General features: G+C 72.8%; 16 protein-coding genes and 1 pseudogene. 3 read left to right on the top strand and 14 right to left on the bottom strand.

The window, feature by feature from the left end:
* Positions 1-101: 101 nt before the first annotated feature.
* On the bottom strand, positions 102-1064 hold the full coding sequence (locus tag R2740_RS07955; protein WP_371302152.1) for a tRNA (adenine-N1)-methyltransferase: 963 nt from the start codon (positions 1062-1064) through the stop codon (positions 102-104).
* Positions 1065-1078: 14 nt separating this feature from the next.
* On the bottom strand, positions 1079-2236 hold the full coding sequence (locus R2740_RS07960) for a site-2 protease family protein (RefSeq protein ID WP_371302153.1): 1158 nt from the start codon (positions 2234-2236) through the stop codon (positions 1079-1081).
* A 71-nt stretch (positions 2237-2307) separates the two neighbouring features.
* Between R2740_RS07960 and R2740_RS07965 the strand changes: the two genes are divergently transcribed.
* Positions 2308-3294, top strand: coding sequence for a RecB family exonuclease (locus R2740_RS07965; protein WP_371302154.1), 987 nt, complete (start codon positions 2308-2310; stop codon positions 3292-3294).
* 15 nt (positions 3295-3309) lie between these two features.
* On the opposite strand, the gene R2740_RS07970 is transcribed toward R2740_RS07965, so the two are convergent.
* The 6 genes and pseudogenes from R2740_RS07970 to R2740_RS07995 form a co-directional block, all read right to left on the bottom strand.
* Positions 3310-3936, bottom strand: a complete 627-nt coding sequence (locus tag R2740_RS07970; RefSeq protein ID WP_371302155.1) for a response regulator — start codon at positions 3934-3936, stop codon at positions 3310-3312.
* Positions 3933-4166, bottom strand: a complete 234-nt coding sequence (locus R2740_RS07975) for an ATP-binding protein (protein ID WP_371302317.1) — start codon at positions 4164-4166, stop codon at positions 3933-3935. The genes R2740_RS07970 and R2740_RS07975 overlap by 4 nt, the downstream gene beginning before the upstream one ends.
* A 266-nt stretch (positions 4167-4432) precedes the next feature.
* A pseudogene (locus R2740_RS07980) lies at positions 4433-4621 on the bottom strand (histidine kinase); the annotation flags it as partial.
* 370 nt (positions 4622-4991) lie between these two features.
* Positions 4992-5177, bottom strand: coding sequence for a hypothetical protein (locus R2740_RS07985; RefSeq protein WP_371302156.1), 186 nt, complete (start codon positions 5175-5177; stop codon positions 4992-4994).
* 54 nt (positions 5178-5231) lie between these two features.
* Complete coding sequence (locus tag R2740_RS07990; protein ID WP_371302157.1) at positions 5232-5630, bottom strand: hypothetical protein; 399 nt, start codon at positions 5628-5630, stop codon at positions 5232-5234.
* 129 nt (positions 5631-5759) lie between these two features.
* Positions 5760-7595, bottom strand: coding sequence for a flavin-containing monooxygenase (locus R2740_RS07995; protein ID WP_371302158.1), 1836 nt, complete (start codon positions 7593-7595; stop codon positions 5760-5762).
* Positions 7596-7715: 120 nt separating this feature from the next.
* On the opposite strand from R2740_RS07995, the gene R2740_RS08000 reads away from it, so the two are divergent.
* Positions 7716-8966 (top strand): GAF domain-containing protein, encoded by a 1251-nt coding sequence (locus R2740_RS08000; protein WP_371302159.1) that lies wholly within the window; start codon positions 7716-7718, stop codon positions 8964-8966.
* An 8-nt stretch (positions 8967-8974) separates the two neighbouring features.
* Here the strand turns inward: R2740_RS08000 and R2740_RS08005 are convergent, their stop codons facing one another.
* The gene (locus tag R2740_RS08005) at positions 8975-9649 is read right to left on the bottom strand and encodes an HAD family hydrolase (RefSeq protein WP_371302160.1); all 675 of its coding nucleotides are present in this window, start codon (positions 9647-9649) and stop codon (positions 8975-8977) included.
* 1 nt (position 9650) lies between these two features.
* Positions 9651-13379: a methionine synthase gene (gene metH / locus R2740_RS08010; protein WP_371302161.1), complete on the bottom strand. Its 3729-nt coding sequence runs from the start codon at positions 13377-13379 to the stop codon at positions 9651-9653.
* A gap of 126 nt (positions 13380-13505) precedes the next feature.
* On the opposite strand from metH, the gene R2740_RS08015 reads away from it, so the two are divergent.
* Positions 13506-14354: a PAC2 family protein gene (locus tag R2740_RS08015; protein WP_371302162.1), complete on the top strand. Its 849-nt coding sequence runs from the start codon at positions 13506-13508 to the stop codon at positions 14352-14354.
* A 12-nt stretch (positions 14355-14366) separates the two neighbouring features.
* Here R2740_RS08015 and mshC read toward each other — a convergent pair whose 3' ends face one another.
* From mshC to R2740_RS08035, 4 genes are all read right to left on the bottom strand, one after another.
* The gene (gene mshC / locus R2740_RS08020; protein ID WP_371302163.1) at positions 14367-15599 is read right to left on the bottom strand and encodes a cysteine--1-D-myo-inosityl 2-amino-2-deoxy-alpha-D-glucopyranoside ligase; all 1233 of its coding nucleotides are present in this window, start codon (positions 15597-15599) and stop codon (positions 14367-14369) included.
* Positions 15600-15699: 100 nt separating this feature from the next.
* A complete protein-coding gene (locus R2740_RS08025) occupies positions 15700-16470 on the bottom strand; it encodes an SCO1664 family protein (RefSeq protein WP_371302164.1) in 771 nt (256 codons plus the stop codon).
* A gap of 9 nt (positions 16471-16479) precedes the next feature.
* Positions 16480-17055: a DUF3090 domain-containing protein gene (locus R2740_RS08030; RefSeq protein ID WP_371302165.1), complete on the bottom strand. Its 576-nt coding sequence runs from the start codon at positions 17053-17055 to the stop codon at positions 16480-16482.
* Between the two features lie 55 nt (positions 17056-17110).
* On the bottom strand, positions 17111-17839 hold the full coding sequence (locus tag R2740_RS08035) for a histidine phosphatase family protein (RefSeq protein WP_371302166.1): 729 nt from the start codon (positions 17837-17839) through the stop codon (positions 17111-17113).
* Between the last annotated feature and the right edge of the window lie 45 nt (positions 17840-17884).

Here is a 17884-nt window from a genome sequence, read left to right on the forward strand (position 1 = left end):
CATTACCCGCGTGACCGCCGAAGGGAAGGCGTTCCCCGCCCGAGTTGGTCACGATTTGAACTACCGGGCCGGGCCAACGCGCGCTCGGGCGCGCGCCGGCCTCACCCGTCGCCCTGGCCGGCGTCGGCCTGAGGCGGGAGCCAGGGCGGCCGTGGCCCGGTGTAGTCGGGGCCGTACGCGCCGGGGGCCGGGCGGCGCTTCTTCAGCGGTGCCCGTTGGCCGGGCGCCAGTCGGCGTGCCGTCACGAGGAACGCCGTGTGCCCGGTCATCGAGTGACCGGGGCGCACGGCCAGCCCCTCGACGTGCCAGTCGCGGACCAGGGACTCCCACGCGTGCGGCTCGGTGAACGCCCCGTGGGCGCGGATCGTCTCGACCACCCGGGACAGCTGGGTGGTGGTGGCGACGTAGACGCAGACCAGGCCGCCGGGCACCAGCGCCTCCGCCACGGCATCGACGCACTCCCAGGGCGCCAGCATGTCGAGGATCACTCGGTCGGCCCGCTCACCGGACGCCGGCAGCGCCTCGCTCAGGTCGCCCAGCGAGAGCGTCCAGGCGGGATGCTCGCCGCCGAAGAAGCGGGTGACGTTGCGGCGGGCCACGTCGGCGAACTCCTCGCGCCGTTCGTACGACGACACCCGGCCCTGGGGCCCCACCGCCCGCAGCAGGGAGCAGGTCAACGCCCCCGAGCCGACCCCCGCCTCGACCACCCGGGCGCCGGGGAAGATGTCGGTGAAGGCGACGATCTGGGCGGCATCCTTCGGGTAGACCACGGCGGCCCCGCGCGGCATCGACACCACGAACTCGGTCAGCAGCGGCCGGAACACGAGGTACTCCCCACCGGCCGAGGAGACGACGGTGAACCCCTCCTCGCGGCCGATCAGGTCGTCGTGGTCGAGGTGGCCGCGGCTGGAGAAGAACCGCTTCCCGGGCTCGAGCGCGACGTTGTGCCGTCGTCCCTTCTGGTCGACCAGCCGCACCCACTCGCCGGCCCGGAGTGGGCCTCGGTGTACACCCGACCAGGCCTCGGTCGGCACGTCGGCGGCAGCATCCTCGGGTCCGGTCATGGCCCGCACCCTAGTCAGCGGGTGGCGCGGAACGCGCGGTCGACGTCGGAGGTCGCCAGCACGCCGTAGATCGACCCGTCGGGCTCGACCAGGAGGTACTCGTCGGCAGGCCGCCGGCTGATCGCGAGGATCAGCTCCTCCCCCGCGATGTCGGCGGGCAGCGACAGCCCGGCGTCGAGGGTGCGGGCCACCGCGGACACCGACACCCACGGGCGCCGGTCCTCCGGGGTGGCCAGGACGGCCGCCTCGCTGACCACGCCCACCGGCTGGCCGGAAGAGGTCAGGGTGACGATGCTGCCGGCCTCGGACTCCTGCGCCCGCCTGACCGCCTCCGCAAGCGGTAGGTCGTCGGGAACGGCGAGCGTGCGCCGCGCCAGGGAGCGCCCGACCAGGCTCGGCAGCTTGCGCCGCAGCCGCGCGGACGACATCGCCGCCGTGGCTCCCGTCCACAGGAAGCCTGCGACGACGATCGAGAGCACCAGGTCGATCACCGTGGCCGGAGTGCCGAGCAGCCGCTGCTGCGCGAGCGGCCAGAGCAGCACCAGGACGGCGGCCACCCGGCCGCCCCAGCCCGCCACCAGCGTGCCTCGGTGCATGTTGCCGGTGAGCCCCCAGACCAGCGACTTCAGCACCCGCCCGCCGTCGAGCGGCAGCCCGGGCACCAGGTTGAGCACGCCGACGAGGAGGTTGGCCCACACCAACGCCTCGACGCCGAGCTTGAGCAGACCACCGGGCAGGACGAGCCACAGGGCCAGGGAGCCGAGGCCGACGGCCAGCGAGGTCAGCGGGCCGACGACCGCGATCCAGAACTCCTGCCGCGGGCTGCGGGCCTCCCCCTCGACGGCCGTCATCCCACCCAGGAAGTGCAGGGTGATCGAGCTGACGGGATGCCCGTAGTGCCGGGCCATCGCCGCATGGGAGGCCTCGTGCAGGAGCACGGACAGGTAGAGCAGCACCGCGAACGCCAGCCCGGCGACGTACTTCCAGAACCCCAGCCCGGGCTGCACGGCCTCGACCCGCGGCGCCAGCAGCACGGCGAGGAGTCCGGCGACCAGGAACCAGGAGGACGAGACCAGCACGTCGGCGCCGGCGAGGGAGCCGATCCGCAGGGTCCCGGGCGGCCTCGGAGCCGCCGAGGCGGGCTCGTCGTCGGGGTGATCGGCTCCGGACACGTCGTCGAGATTATCCGACCCACCGCGCGAGCAGCGGTTGCGTGTCGGCGCGCTCGCCTAGGGTGGCCGGCATGAGCACCAGCGAGGCGGAGGGCCCGACCCTCGCCCCGGCGCTCGCCCAGGACCCGGCCCCCGACGCCGACCCGGTCGAGGCGACCTCGCCGGCGACGCGGGTGTCCACGCCCGTCGACGGGGTCGACGTGCTCGGCGCGCTCTCGCCGAGCCGGGCCGGCGACTTCATGGCCTGCCCGCTGCTCTATCGTTTCCGGACCCTCGACAGGCTGCCCGAACCGTTCTCCCCCGACGCCGTGCGCGGCACCCTGGTGCACAAGGTCCTGGAGGACCTGTTCGACCTGCCGGCCGCGGCGCGCACCCCCGAGCGCGCCCGCGACATGCTGGTCCCCACCTGGGACGCGCTGCTCGGCTCCGAGCCGCTGCTGGCGGAGATGTTCGGCCCCGAGGGCCCCGACGTCGCCGGCTGGCTCACCTCGTGCCGCCAGGTGCTCGATCGCTACTTCACCCTCGAGGACCCGCGCCGGCTGGAGCCGGCCGAGCGTGAGCTCTACGTCGAGACGCTGCTGGACTCCCGGCTGCTGCTGCGCGGCTTCGTCGACCGCGTCGACGTCAGCCCCGACGGGCGGATCCGGGTCGTCGACTACAAGACCGGGCGGTCGCCGGGGCCGGGGTTCGAGGCCAAGGCGCTGTTCCAGATGAAGTTCTACGCGCTGGTCCTGTGGCGCACCCGCGGCGTGGTGCCCTCGATGCTGCAGCTGGTCTACCTCGGCAACGCCGAGATCCTGCGCTACGTCCCCGACGAGCACGACCTGCGGGCCACCGAGCGCAAGGTGGAGGCGGTGTGGCGGGCGATCCGGCACGCCGAGGAGACCGGCGACTGGCGTCCCAGCCCGAGCCGGATGTGCGACTGGTGTGCCCACCAGGCGCTCTGCCCGGCCTACGGCGGCACGCCCCCGCCGCTGCCGGAGCCTCGAGGGTCCGCGGCGGCCACCGACCCCTCGGGCGACCTCGACACCGACGAGGGACTCACCGGCCTGCCCTGACGCGCGCCGGTGCGCTCAGAGCCCGTGCCGCTCCGCCCAGAGCGCCGCCTGGGTCCGGTCGGTCACCCCGATCGAGGCGAACACCGAGGTCAGGTGGGCCTTGACGGTCCGCTCGCTGATGCCCAGCCGCCGCGCGATCTGCTTGTTGGCCAGCCCCTCCCGCACCAGCGCCAGGACCTCGGCCTCGCGCCGGGTGAGGTCCGGGGTCACCGGTGCGGCGGCACGTGCGCTGAGCAGCTGGCGGGCGGCCTTCGGGTCGATCGGGGACTCCCCGCGGCTCACCGCGCGGATCCCGGCCAGGATGTCGTCGGGGTCCGCGTCCTTGAGCAGGTAGCCCATGGCGCCGGCGTCGAGGGCCGCGACGATCCGCTCACCGTCCGAGTACGACGTCAGCACCAGCACCTGCGACAGCTCGTCGGCGACGATGCTCCGCGTCGCCGAGACGCCGTCGACGCCGGGCATCTGCAGATCCATCAGCACCAGGTCGGGACGGTGCTCGCGGGCCAGCTCGACGGCCTCTCCTCCGTCGCTCCCCTGGGCCACCACCTCGATGTCGTCGACCGCGGCCAGCAGCTGCTCGAGGCCGGCGCGCACGACCGCATGGTCGTCGACCACCACGACCCGGATCGTTCTGACGGTCATCGCTTGTCCACCTCCAGGTGCACCGTGGTGCCGGCGCCGGGTGCCGAGAGCACCTCGAGCGTGCCGCCGGCCTCGGCCGCCAGTCCGGTGAGCCCACGCAGCCCGTAGTGTGCCGGATCGGTGACCTCCTCGGGGGTGAACCCCCGGCCGTCGTCCTCGACCGTCGGCAGCAGCCGCCCGCCGGTGCTTGCGACCCGCACGGAGAGATGCGCCGCCTCGGCATGCCGGATCGCGTTGCCGGACCGCCTGGGCGACCCGCCAGACCGGCGCCACGGCCGTGTCGGGCGTCGTCACCTCGACGCTCACCTCGGTCTCGACGCCGGCGGAGGTGGCCGGCGCCGTGAGGTCGGCCAGCGCGGCGCGAGCCCGTCGGCGCGCAGGTCGGGCGGGTGGATCTCCACCAGCAGCGAGCGGAGTGAGCGCAGGCTGGAGCGCAGCGACGTGGTAACCCGCAGAGCGTCTGCCGGTCGTCCTGCTCCAGGCGCTCGTCCCGAGCCAGCGCCGAGAGGGAGAACGTGGTCCCCACGAGGTCCTGGACCACTCCGTCGTGCAGGTCCCGGGCGATCCGGCGACGCTCGGCGTCGGAGGCGTCGATGGCTGCCTGCAGCAGCTGTTCGCGTTCGCGGGCCGCGCCGGTGAGTCGCTGGGTGAGCGCCCAGATCATCGGGGTGGCGACGGCCAGCATCGCCAGCAGCGCGCCGATGGTGATCCGCCGGAACGGCAGGAACACCTCCTGCCGGCGCTGGTCGATCTTCTCCGCGGAGTAGTAGGCCTCGAAGAGCAGCGGCTCACCCTCGGGCGAGTGGATCTGGGTGTAGACCTCGACCAGGCCGCCGCTGTCCCGCTCGAACCGGTTCTCCGGCTTGCTGAGGTCGCTGACCTCGGCCTCGATCCCGCCCTCGCGGACGATCTCCTTCTCCTCCTCGCCCAGGTCGTACGTCGTCCCGATCAGCTCGCTGCGATCGGAGTAGACGATGGTGCCGTCCGCGGTCCAGATCTTGATCCGGACCACGTCACCGACCAGCAGCCGGCCCGCCACGTCGCGGTCGAACGCGTCAGCCGCGCCGGCCGCCCCGAGACCGAACAGGGCGCACCTCGAGCTCGGCGACCGAGTGGGCGAGCACCAGGGTGTTGAACCGCGCGTCGGCGAGCGCCTCGCGGTTCGCCGCGCGGTCGGCGAGCACCGTGGTGGCCATCACGATCCCGAGGAACAGCAGGAGCCCGATGGCGAGGAACTGCACCACCGGACTCCTGGCGAACCTCATCACGCGACCTCCCTGTGCTGGCGGCTCACCCTAGAACGACAGGGTGCCGCGGCACACCTGGCCGGACGGCTTGTGCACGGCCCGGAACACGAAACGGTCCGTGCCGGACAGGTTGACCATCTTGCGGGTGACCGAGAACGACCCGCTGGGCGCCTTGGTGGTCGACCGGCCGGAGGCCGACAGGGAGCCGTTGTGCTTGATCCGCCAGCGCCAGACCTGCCCGTTCTTGTTGCTGTCGACCTCCGACTCCAGCTCGATCCGTCCGTCTCGGATCTTTGCCTTCATCTTCCAGTCGGCGGAGGCCGAGCAGCTGCCCGAGCGGCGGACCTCGGAGCCCGCCTGGGCCGGCGACGCCACCAGCAGGGTGGACGCGGCGCCCGCGACGACCAGAGCGGCGAGCGAGCGGCGCAGGGTGGGGGTGGTGTTCATGACTCCTCCGGGAGTGTGTCTGGTGGGCCTCGGGTTGTGCCCGCTTCGGGATGTCCACCAGCGTGGGTGAGAAGGAGTCGCGGTCGCCATTGGCCGGTGGTACTAGCACCACCGGCCCGCGGCACCGGGTCAGCCGAGGTGGTGCACCTCCTGGAGGCGGTAGACCGGCGTGTCCAGCCCGAGGTAGCGCGCCTTGAGCTGGAGCGCGAGGAACTGCGAGTAGTGGCGGGACTGGTGCAGGTTGCCGCCGTGGAACCACAGACCCGGCTGCTGGGTCGGCTTCCACATGTTGCGCTGCTCGCCCTCCCACGGTCCGGGGTCCTTGGGGGTGTCCGAGCCGAGGCCCCAGACCTTCCCCACGCGGTCCGCGACCTCCTGGCTGATCAGGTCTGCGGCCCAGCCGTTCATCGAGCCGTAGCCCGTGGCGTAGACGACGAGGTCGGCGTCGAGCTCGGTGCCGTCCTCCAGCACGACGGCCGACTCGGTGAGGTGGTCGACCTGCCCGCGCACCAGCTTCACCTCGCCGTCGGCGACGAGCTCGGCGGCGCCCACGTCGATGTAGTAGCCCGAGCCGCGCCGGAGGTACTTCATGAACAGACCCGAGCCGTCCGGTCCCCAGTCGAGCCAGAAGCCGGCCTTCTCCATCCGGTCGTAGAAGTCCTTGTCCTTCTCGCGCATCTGGTCATAGAGCGGGATCTGGAACGTGTGCAGGATCCGGTAGGGCAGCGAGGCGAAGATCAGGTCCGCCTTCTCGGTGGTGACGCCGCCGGCGACGGCCTCCTCGGAGTAGAGCGCGCCGAGCCCGATGTCCATCAAGGTGTCGGACTTGACGATGTGGGTCGACGAGCGCTGCACCATGGTGACGTCCGCGCCGACCTCCCACAGCGCGCCGCAGATGTCGAAGGCGGAGTTGTTGCTGCCGATGACGACGCACTTCTTGCCGGCGTACGCGTCGGGGCCGGGATGCTGCGAGGAGTGGTGCTGCTCGCCGCGGAAGACGTCCTGGCCGGGCAGCCGGGGGACGTTGGCCTTGCCGCTCATGCCCGTCGCCAGCACGAGCTGCGTCGGGTGGAGCGTCAGCGGCTGGCCGTCGCGCTCGACCTCGACGGTCCACTCCCCCCGCTCCTCGTCGTAGGAGGCGCTGGTGGCCACCGTCTTGGACCAGTAGGGCACCTCCATCACCCGGGTGTAGAACTCCAGCCAGTCGCCGATCTTGTCCTTGGGCGCGAAGACCGGCCAGTTGTCGGGGAACTTCAGGTAGGGAAGGTGGTCGTACCACACCGGGTCGTGCAAGCACAGGGACTTGTAGCGGCGTCGCCACTGGTCGCCCGGCCGGTCGTGCTTGTCGATCGTCAGGGCCGGTACGCCGTGCTGCCGCAGCCGGGACCCCAGGGCGATGCCTCCCTGGCCGCCGCCGATGATCAGCACGTAGGGCTGCTCGGTGACGCCGAGGTCCGCCGCCTCCTGCTCGCGGGCCTCCTTCCAGGTGACCCGGTCCTTGAACGCGCCGTGGGCGACTCCCTTCGGGCGCCGCGTCCCGCGCGGCTCCTCGTGGCCCTTGATCTCGTCGAGGGTGGTGAGGAAGGTCCAGGCGCGCAGGCCACCGTCCTCCTCGACGAACCGGGCCAGCCCGGTCCCCCGACCCACGGAGGTCTCGAACCCGAACCACGCGGTCACCACACCGTCGGCCTCGTCGGCGGGCTCGGTCAGCGCGAACCCGTGAGCGGCCACCCGGGCGGCGTTCTCGGTCACCAGGTCGGCCACCCCGGCGTGGCCCTCGACGGTGGTCAGGTTCCAGCTGAACGACACCAGGTCGCGCCAGTAGCACTCCCGGGCGCAGAGATCGGCGACCGCGGCACCGTCCGCGGCGGCGAGCGCACTCTCGAAGGCCGCGAACCACGCCTGAGCGCGGGCGTCCGGCGTGGTCGCGTCCGGCTCCGCCTGGGGTTCGAGCGTCTGCGTCATGGGAGACCTCCTGTGTGACGGTCACTACACTGGCTTGCGAGCAGCACACCGCTTCCCCGACGGGGAGCGACAGGGTTGCGGGGGGTTGCATCGCAGCCGCCCGCAGGACACGAGGGCGACATGGCGACTGACGCTCGGGACCGCGCCCGCGCTCGCGAGCGTGCCCTCGACGACCTGGCCGCGGGCGCTCCCACGGGTGGCGCGGTGGCCGTCCGGCCCGAGATCCAGGCCTCGTGGCGTCGCGTGCAGGGCAACGGTCTCGGCCCCGGCGACAACCCCGCCATCCCGCCGCTGGCCGAGGCCGAGCTCGAAGGTCGACGGGCCGTCAGCCCGCTGGCCGACCTGCTCCCCCACCTCCGCGCGGCCCTGCAGCCGGTCGTAGACGTGGGGCTGCTCGTGGTGGTCACCGACACCGAGGGACGGGTGCTGTGGCGCACCGGTGAGGACAAGGTCACCCGCCAGGCCGACCGGCTGGGCTTCGTCGGTGGCTCGGCCTGGACCGAGTACAACGTCGGGACCAACGCGATCGGCACCAGCCTGGTGCTCGGGCGGCCGGTGCTGATCCGCGGCTCGGAGCACTACGTGGAGTCGCACACGGTGTGGTCCTGCGCCGCCGCCCCGCTGCACGACGCCTGGACCGGCGAGACCCTCGGGGTGGTCGACGTGAGCGGCGTCGCGGCCGGCATGCACCCGACGGTGCTGTCGATGGTGACCCTGGCCGCCCGCACGGCGGAGCTGGAGATCCAGGCCGCCCACCACGAGCGGCTGGCCCGGCTGCGGGCACACGCCGCCCCGCTGCTGGCCGCCCAGACCGGGCAGGCCGTCGCCGTCGACCTGTTCGGCCACCTGGCCGCCGCGCGCGGGTTCGCGTCCCCCGCCCGCGTGGTGCTGCCCGCGGACCTGGCCGGCGGGCCGGTGCATCTGCCCTCGCTCGGGCCGGCGTACGCCGAGCCGCTGCCGGGCGGCTGGTTGCTGCGACTGCTCGACGAGGAGGCCGACGACGACCCGCTCGAGGTGTGCCTCGACCTGTCCGGAGCCCGGCCCGTCGCGCGGCTGCTCACACCGGCCGGGCCCTGGGAGCACGCACTGTCGACGCGGCACGCCGAGATCCTTCTCGCGCTTCTCCAGTCTCCCGGTGGACGGTCGGCCGCGGAGCTGGCCGACGACCTGTTCGCAGACCCGAGCCGCACCGTCACGGTGCGGGCCGAGGTGTCCCGGCTGCGGCGGACCCTGGGGCCGGTGGTCAGCGGTCACCCCTACCGCCTGCTGGACGGCGTCACCGGCCGGCTCATCCCGCCCGCGGCGGGCGCGGAGGCCCTGCCCGGCTCGGCCGCCCCCGTGGTCGCGGCCTTCCGGCGTACGTCGGCCTGAGCCGCCGGTCAGCCGGCGTGCCAGGGCTCGGGGAGCGACCCTGCGTCCAGGCCGACCAGCGACTCCCGGAACACCCGTCGCTCCCCCGCCGGGACCGCCACGTGGTTGGGCACCACCAGGACCGTGCAGCCGGCCGACTCGGCGCTCCGGGCGCCGGTGCCGGAGTCCTCGACGGCCAGACAGCTGGACGGGTGCACCCCCAGCCCGCGTGCCGCCTTCAGGTAGGGCTCGGGGTCCGGCTTGCCCCGCGACACGGCGTCGCCGGTGACGACCTCGGCGAACGTGTCGGGAGGCAGCGCGGCCAGCACCGGCTCCACGAACCGGAGGTAGGACATGGTGACCAGCGCCAGCGGGATGCCGTGGTCGTGCAGGTCGCTCACCAGCTCCCGTGCTCCCGGCCGCCACGGGATCTCCTCCCCGAGACGCTCGGTCACCCGGTCCAGGAGGTACTCCACGATCTCCGCGGGCTCCAGTGGGACGCCCATGTGCTCGACGATGAAGCGCCCGGAGTCCATCAGGTCCTTGCCCACGAGCTCCAGCGCCAGGTCGTGGCTCCAGGTGCCCCCGTGGTCCGCGGCAAGCTGGTGCTCGGCCTCGATCCAGTAGGGCTCGGTGTCCACCAGGGTGCCGTCCATGTCCCACAGCACCGCCGCGGGCCAGGCCCGCGTCGAGAACTCGGTCACGTCAGTCCTCGGGGTCATAGCCGAGCGTGGCCGACAACCACCGCTCGGTCTCGGGGACGGTCCAGCCCTTGCGGGCGGCGTAGTCCTCGACCTGGTCGCGTCCGACCCGGCCGACGACGAAGTACTGCGCGTCGGGGTGCGTGAAGTACCAGCCCGAGACGCTCGCCCCCGGCCACATGGCCATGCTCTCGGTCAGCTCGATGCCGGTGGCTCCCGCGACGTCGAGCATCGCCCAGAGGTCGACCTTGCCCGTGTGGTCGGGGCAGGCCGGGTAGCCCGGCGCGGGACGGATGCCGACGTAGCGCTCCTTCAGGAGGTCCTCGCCGCTGGCGACCTCGTCGGGCGCGTATCCCCACAGGTCGGTGCGGACCAGCTGGTGCAGGCGCTCCGCGAACGCCTCGGCGAGCCGGTCGCCCAGCGCCTCGAGGAGGATCGCGGAGTAGTCGTCGTGGGCGGCCTGGAACGCCGCCACCTGCTCCTGCATCCCCAGGCCGACCGTGACCGCGAAGGCGCCCAGGTGGTCGGGCAGGCCGGTCTCGCGCGGCGCCACGAAGTCGGCCAGCGACTTGTTGGCGATGCCGTCGCGGTGCTCGCCCTGCTGGCGGAGCTGGTGGATGACGGTGCGCACCTCCGAGCGCTCGTCGTCGGCATAGACGACGAGGTCGTCGCCGACGCTCGCGGCGGGGAAGAAGCCGACCACGCCGCGCGCCCGCAGCAGCCGCTCGTCGACGATCCGGTCGAGCAGTGCCTGGGCATCGTCGTAGAGCTTGCGGGCGGCGTCACCGACGACCTCGTCGTCGAGGATCGCGGGATAGCTGCCCTTCAGCTCCCACGCGTTGAAGAACGGCTGCCAGTCGATGTAGTCGCGCAGCTCGGCGAGGTCGTAGTCCTCGAAGACATGCACGCCCGGACGCGCGGGCGCGGGCGCCACGCCCGCCGACCAGTCCACGGGAGTACGCCGGGCCCTGGCCTCGGCGATCGGCAGCAGTGGGCGGTCGTGGCGACCGGCGTGCCGGGTGCGGAGGGCGTCGTAGTCGTCCTTGACGTCGGCGAGCAGCTTCGCGCGCTGCGGGCCGCCGAGCAGCGCGGCCGCGACCGGGACCGACCGGGAGGCGTCCTTGACCCAGACCACCGGAGCGTCGTAGCGCGGGTCGACCTTGACCGCGGTGTGGGCGCGGCTGGTGGTCGCCCCGCCGACCAGCAGCGGGATCTCGAAGCCCTGACGCTGCATCTCGGTGGCCACGGTGACCATCTCGTCGAGCGAGGGGGTGATCAGGCCCGAGAGGCCGATCAGGTCGGCCCCGCGCTCGCGAGCGGTGTCGAGGATCTTCTGCGGCGGCACCATCACTCCGAGGTCGATCACCTCGTAGTTGTTGCACTGGAGCACCACGCCGACGATGTTCTTGCCGATGTCGTGGACGTCGCCCTTGACCGTGGCCATCACGATGGTGCCCTGCGTGCTGCGCGTGACGGCGGCGTCGGGGTGGGCCGCGGTGTCGGCCTCGACGAAGGGCACGAGGTAGGCGACGGCCTTCTTCATCACCCGGGCCGACTTCACGACCTGGGGCAGGAACATCTTGCCGGCGCCGAAGAGGTCGCCGACGACGTTCATGCCGTCCATCAGCGGCCCCTCGATCACCTCGATCGGCCGGCCACCCCGCTCCTCGATCTCGGCGCGCAGCAGCTCCGTGTCGTCCTCGATGTGCGCGTCCAGCCCCTTGACCAGGGCGTGGGTGATCCGCTCGCCCAGCGGCAGCGACCGCCACTCCTCCTCGGACGCCTCCTCGGCGTCACCCGCGACGTTGTAGGTCTCGGCGATCTCGAGGAGCCGCTCGGCCGCGTCGGGCCGCCGGTCGAGCACGACGTCCTCGATCCGCTCCCGCAGCTCTTCGTCGACCTCGTCGTAGACCGCGAGCGCGCCCGCGTTGACGATGCCCATGTCGAGGCCCGCCTCGATGGCGTGGAACAGGAACACCGCGTGGATCGCCTCGCGCACCGGGTTGTTGCCGCGGAAGGAGAAGCTGACGTTGGAGATGCCGCCGGAGACCAGGGCCCCGGGCAGGTGCTCCTTGATCCAGCGGGTGGCCTCGATGAAGTCGCGGCCGTAGGACGCGTGCTCCTCGATGCCGGTCGCGACGGCGAAGACGTTGGGGTCGAAGATGATGTCCTCGGGTGGGAGGCCGACCTCGTCGACCAGCAGCCGATAGGCGCGCTCGCACACCGCCGTACGCCGGTCGAGGGAGTCGGCCTGACCGTCCTCGTCGAAGGCCATCACCACCACGGCGGCACCGTGCTTGCGACACAGCCGGGCGTGGTCGAGGAACGCCTCCTCGCCCTCCTTGAGTGAGATCGAGTTGACGATCGCCTTGCCCTGCAGGCACTTGAGACCGGCCTCGATCACCTCCCACTTGGAGGAGTCGACCATCACCGGCACCCGGGAGATGTCGGGCTCCGCGGCGACCAGCTTGAGGAAGCGGTCCATCGCGGCGACGCCGTCGAGCATCCCCTCGTCCATGTTGACGTCGATCACCTGGGCGCCGTTCTCGACCTGTTGCGCCGCGACGGTGAGGGCGGTGTCGTAGTCGCCGTCCTTGATGAGCTTCTTGAACCGGGCGGAGCCGGTGATGTTGGTGCGCTCGCCGACGTTGACGAACAGGCTCTCGTCGGTGATGTTGAGCGGCTCCAGGCCCGACAGCCGCATCGCCGGTCGGACGCCGTGCAGCTCGCGCGGTGCCGCGCCCTTGGTCGCCTGGACCAGCGCCTCGATGTGGGCCGGAGTGGTGCCGCAGCAGCCGCCGACGAGGTTGACCAGGCCGCTGCCGGCGAACTCGCCGAGCATCTCGGCGAACTCGTCGGGAGTGTCGTCGTACTCGCCGAACGCGTTGGGCAGGCCGTTGTTGGGGTGGGTCGAGACGTGGCAGTCGGCCACCCGGGCCAGCTCGGCGACGTAGGGGCGGATCTCGGCCGCGCCGAGCGCGCAGTTGAGCCCGATCGCGAGGGGCCGCACATGACGCACGGAGTTCCAGAACGCCTCGGTCTCCTGCCCGGACAGCGTGCGCCCGGAGGCATCGGTGATGGTGCCGGAGATGATCACCGGCCACCGGCGTCCGTGCTCCTCGAAGAGGGACTCCAGCGCGAAGATCGCGGCCTTGGCGTTGAGCGTGTCGAAGATCGTCTCGACCATCAGCAGGTCGGCGCCACCGTCGACCAGGCCGCGGGCCTGCTCGAGGTAGGACGCGACCAGCTCGTCGAACTCGACGTTGCGGGCGCCGGGGTCGTTGACGTCGGGACTGATCGAGGCGGTGCGGTTGGTCGGGCCGAGCGCGCCGACCACGAAGCGAGGCCGGTCGGGCGTGAGCGCGGTGACCTCGTCGCAGACCTGGCGGGCGGTCCGGGCGGCGGCGACGTTGAGGTCGTAGCAGTGGTCCTGCAGGCCATAGTCGGCCTGCGCGATCCGGGTCGCGGTGAAGGTGTTGGTCGTCGTCAGGTCCACTCCGGCATCGAGGTAGTCGCGATGGATCGCGGCCACGATGTCGGGCCGGGTCAGGCACAGGACGTCGGTGTCACCCTTGAGCTCGTGGTCGTGGTCGGCGAACCGCTCGCCCCGGTAGTCGGCCTCGGCCAGCCCGTGACCTTGGATCAGGGTGCCCCAGGCGCCGTCGATCACCAGGATGCGGTCACGCAGCAGCTCCTCGAGCAGTGCGGTGGCGTCCGGTCGGTGGTCGGGCACGGGGTCTCCCGTCGCGGGTGGCAGTGGCTGTCCAGCCTACGGAGGGGTCCAGCAGGTGGACATCGTTCCCACATCGTGACACCCCGCCGGGGGTGCGCCGAAATCCCCGCGGACTAGGCTGGGCGGGTGATCGAGATCGACGACCTGCCGGACCTGGTGAACCCCGTCGTGATCGCCGCCTTCGAGGGCTGGAACGACGCCGCCGACGCCGCCTCGTCCGTGGTGGACCACCTGATCCGGGAGTGGGGCGCGACCACCGTCGGCGCGATGGACCCCGAGGACTTCTACGACTTCCAGGTCAACCGCCCGCACGTCGGCAGCGACGACCGGGGGCACCGGCGCATCACCTGGCCCTCCACCCAGATCTCGGTGGCCTCGCCCCCCGACCTCGACCGCGACGTGATCCTGGTCCGCGGGATCGAGCCCAACATGCGCTGGCGGCAGTTCACCGCCGAGCTGCTCGCCGCCTGCGACGACCTGGGCGCCGAGCTGGTGATCACCCTGGGCGCGCTGCTCGCGGACACCCCGCACACCCGGCCGATCCCGGTGACCGGATCGGCGACCGAGCCCGACCTGGTCGACCGGCTGCGCCTGGAGCCGTCGACGTACGAGGGGCCGACGGGGATCGTCGGCGTCGTCCAGGACGCCTGCCAGCGCCTCGACGTGCCGGCGGTGTCCTACTGGGCCGCCGTCCCGCACTACGTCGCCCAGCCGCCCTGCCCCAAGGCCACGCTGGCCCTGCTCGGCTGCCTCGAGGACCTGCTCGAGACGAGTCTCCCCCTGGCCGACCTCGTCGAGGACGCCAAGGCCTGGGAGCGCGGCGTCGACGAGCTGGCACGCGAGGACGACGAGATCGCGGAGTACGTCAAGGCCCTCGAGGAGACCCGCGACACCACCGAGCTCCCCGAGGCCTCCGGTGAGGCGATCGCCCGGGAGTTCGAGCGCTACCTCAAGCGCAAGGAGGACGAGGTCTGACGGGTTGGTGCTTCAGACCGCCAGCCCCAGCGCCGCGTCGAGGAGGTCGCGCATCAGCGCGGGGGCGGTGGGGTCGGTCGCCTCGGCGGGGTCGGCCAGCGTCGCGTCGACCCACTCCTGTACGGCGGCGAGTGCGGCGGGCGAGTCGAGGTCGTCGGCGAGGGCGGCCAGCACCCGCTCGGCCGTCGGCGTCGCCGGCGCCGCGGTGAGGCCGGTCAGCACCTCGCGCCACTGGGCCAGGGTGTCGGCAGCGGCGGTCACCTGGTCGTCGGTCCACTCCCGATCCTCGCGGTAGTGGCCGCGCAGCAGCGCCAACCGGATCGCCATCGGGTCGACGCCGGACTCGCGCAGCCGCGAGACCAGGACCAGGTTGCCCAGCGACTTCGACATCTTCTCGCCGTCGTAGCCGACCATCCCCGTGTGCACGTAGGCCTTCGCGAACGCGCACCCGGGCCGGGTCGCCTGGGTGTGGCCGGCGCTCATCTCGTGGTGCGGGAAGATCAGGTCGCTACCGCCCCCCTGCACGTCGTAGCCCGGGCCGAGATGGGCCATCGCGATCGCGCTGCACTCGATGTGCCACCCCGGCCGGCCGGCCCCGAACGGCGAGGGCCACGACGGCTCGCCCTCTCGTTCCGCGCGCCAGAGCAGCGCGTCGAGCGGGTCCTTCTTGCCGGCGCGCTCGGGGTCGCCCCCTCGCTGCGGGAACAGGTGCTCCATCTCGTCGCGCAGCATGGACGAGACCTCGCCGAACCCCGCGTCGGCCGTCACCGAGTAGTAGACGTCGCCGTCGAGGCGGTAGGTCGCCCCGGCCTGCTCCAGCAGCTGGATCTCCTCCACGACCAGCGGGATCGCCTCGACCACCCCGACGTAGTGGTGGGGCGGGAGGGTGCGGAGCGCGGTCATGTCCTGGCGGAACAGCTCGGTCTCCCGCTCGGCCAGCTCCCGCCAGTCGACGCCGTCGCGCGCGGCCCGCTCCAGCAGGGGGTCGTCGACATCGGTGACGTTCTGGACGTAGACGACCTCGTGGCCGGCGTTGTGCCAGGCCCGGTGCAGCAGGTCGAAGGCGACGTAGGTCGCGGCGTGCCCGAGATGGGTCGCGTCGTAGGGCGTGATGCCGCAGACGTAGAGCCGAGCCGGCCCCTCCGGCCGAGTCTCGACGACCTGCCGCGTCGCGGTGTCGAAGACCCGCACCGGCGGCCCCGTCAGCGGGAGCCCGGGAAGCGAGGGGGCTGGCCAGGTGCGCATGGCGGGAAGCCTAGCCCGCCGCCCGGGCGTCCCCACCCGGCCGGCCCCGCCTCGGGTCCGCGCCGCCTCAGGTCGGTGCCGCCTCGGGTCGGCACCGAGGTCAGAACGGCGGCCAGGGGATGGACGGCCAGCCACCCGAGGGCATCGGGAGCACCCCGGTCGCGACCAGCCGGTCGCAGCGGCGTGCGGTCATCGCTGCCTCGTCGGCGGCCACCAACCCGGTCAGCGCCGCACCCAGCTCGCCGTCCAGCGCCTCCCGGACCCGGAGCACCCCCTCGAGCTCGTCGTCGTCGAGTGGCTCACCGCACCAGCCCCAGAGGACCGTGCGCAGCTTGGGCTCCACGTGGAAGGTCACGCCGTGGTCGACGCCGTAGCGGTGGCCACCGGGCATCGCCAGGACGTGGCCGCCCTTGCGGTCGGCGTTGTTGACGATGACGTCGAAGACCGCCATCCGGCGCAAGGCGGCGGTGTCCTCGTGGACCAGCGACACCTCGCGGTCGTGGTCGTCGAGCCCGTCGAACACGTGCAGCCACCCGTCGGGGACGGCGCCGGCGCGCACGATGTCGACCGCCGACTGGCTGTCGTCGACGTCCTGCCAGACCTGGACCATCCCCGGCCCGTGCGGGCCGTCGCGCAGGAAGGTCAGGGGTACGACGTCCCAGCCGAGCGTCTCCGCCACCAGGTAGGCCGCGCGCTCCCGCCGCGCGAGGGTCCCGTCGGGGAAGTCCCAGAGGGGGCGCTCCCCCGCCTCCGGCTTGTAGACCACCCGGGTGCCGGCGATCTCCCCCAGGAAGGTCGCGTTGGACGCGGGCATGATCCGGCCGTGCAGCTCCAGCTCGCCGGTGAGCAGCGTCGGGTCGGTCTCGGCCACGGCAGGGCGTCAGGCCGACCGGCGGCGGAAGCCGTTGGCCCGCACGCAGAGGTGGCCGTCGGGGTCGATCGGGTGCCCGCAGAACGGACAGCTCGGCCGCCCGGCGCCGATCACCAGCTCCGCGCGCTTGACGAAGGCCCGGGCGGCCGACGCGGACAGGCGCACCAGGAAGACCTCCTCGGGCTCCGGCTCGGTGAGGTCCTCACCCACCTGGGCGGGGTCGACCACGGCGGCCTCGGTGTAGGGGAAGACCTCCACCACGATCCGCTCGTCGTCGGGGTCCCAGGAGAGCGTCATCGTGCCGGCCCGGAACTCCTCCTCGATCGGCTGCTCGAGCGGGGCGCCGTCCTCGGACGCCAACGGCGCCACGGCGGGGATCACCGCGCGCACCCGGCTGTCGTTCATCAGCTCGTCGAGCAGCTCGTCCATGCGCTCGGCCAGCGCCTCGACCTGCTGCTTCTCCAGCGCCACCGAGACCATCCGGGCACCCTCGCGCGCCTGGAGGAAGAAGGTGCGCGCCCCGGGCTCCCCGACCGTGCCCGCGACGAAGCGCTCGGGCGGGTCGAAGCGGTGCACCACAGGCATGCCCTCCACCCTAGGCGACGCCACCAGCCGAGGTCGTGGGAGATCGCACGTCGGATCAGCCCGGGCCGGCGCCGCCGCCGACCTCCGCATCGGAGCCGCGCCGGCGACCGGTGCTGCCGGCTCGAGACCGCCGCGGCGACCGCGACGGCGGGGTCAGCCAGGCCAGCGAGCCCTCGTGGGTGTTGGTGCCCAGGACGTAGGGACGGCTGTCGGTGTAGCGCACCACGGAGATCGACGCCGGGTCGACGTGGATGCGCTGGAAGTGGTCGAGATGGGAGCCCAGGGCGTCGGCCAGCACCGCCTTGATCAGGTCGCCGTGGCTGACCGCCACCCAGACCGCGCCCGGGCCGTGCTCGGCCTCGACGGCCGCGTCGTGCCGGCGGACGGTCGCGACGGCTCGGGCCTGCATCGCGGCCAGCGTCTCGCCGCCGGGGAAGCCGGCGGCCGCGGGCTGGCTCTGCACGGTCTTCCAGAGCCTCTCGCGGGCGAGCTCCTTGAGCGGCCGACCCTGCCACTCGCCGTAGTCGCACTCGGTCAGGCCGCGGTCGGTGCGGATCGGCGGCGGGTCGGCGCGGCGCGCCACCAGGGCCTTGGCGGTCTCGCGGCAGCGCTCGAGTGGACTGCTCACCACCGCGACCAGCCGGACCTCTGCCAGCCGCTCGGCCGCCCGCCGGGCCTGCTCGAGCCCGCGCTCGTCCAGGTGGACTCCCTGGGCGCGCCCGGCCAGCACCCCGGCGGTGTTGGCCGTCGACCGGCCATGGCGGACAAGCAGCACGGTTGCCATGCGCCGACCCTAGCCTCGATCCGCGGCGGCCGAGCGGCGAGCCGG

The sequence above is a fragment of the Nocardioides sp. genome (assembly GCF_041393715.1).
In the GTDB taxonomy this organism is placed as follows: Bacteria; Actinomycetota; Actinomycetes; order Propionibacteriales; family Nocardioidaceae; genus Nocardioides.

Bases quoted from the DNA above. Each gene is read 5' to 3' on its own strand.
- mshC (WP_371302163.1), bottom strand. From the start codon at position 15,599: ATGCGCACCTGGCCAGCCCCCTCGCTTCCCGGGCTCCCGCTGACGGGG.
- R2740_RS07990 (WP_371302157.1), bottom strand. From the start codon at position 5,630: ATGAACACCACCCCCACCCTGCGCCGCTCGCTCGCCGCTCTGGTCGTC.
- R2740_RS08000 (WP_371302159.1), top strand. From the start codon at position 7,716: ATGGCGACTGACGCTCGGGACCGCGCCCGCGCTCGCGAGCGTGCCCTC.
- R2740_RS07995 (WP_371302158.1), bottom strand. From the start codon at position 7,595: ATGACGCAGACGCTCGAACCCCAGGCGGAGCCGGACGCGACCACGCCG.
- R2740_RS07965 (WP_371302154.1), top strand. From the start codon at position 2,308: ATGAGCACCAGCGAGGCGGAGGGCCCGACCCTCGCCCCGGCGCTCGCC.
- R2740_RS08030 (WP_371302165.1), bottom strand. From the start codon at position 17,055: ATGCCTGTGGTGCACCGCTTCGACCCGCCCGAGCGCTTCGTCGCGGGC.
- R2740_RS07955 (WP_371302152.1), bottom strand. From the start codon at position 1,064: ATGACCGGACCCGAGGATGCTGCCGCCGACGTGCCGACCGAGGCCTGG.
- R2740_RS07970 (WP_371302155.1), bottom strand. From the start codon at position 3,936: ATGACCGTCAGAACGATCCGGGTCGTGGTGGTCGACGACCATGCGGTC.
- R2740_RS08035 (WP_371302166.1), bottom strand. From the start codon at position 17,839: ATGGCAACCGTGCTGCTTGTCCGCCATGGCCGGTCGACGGCCAACACC.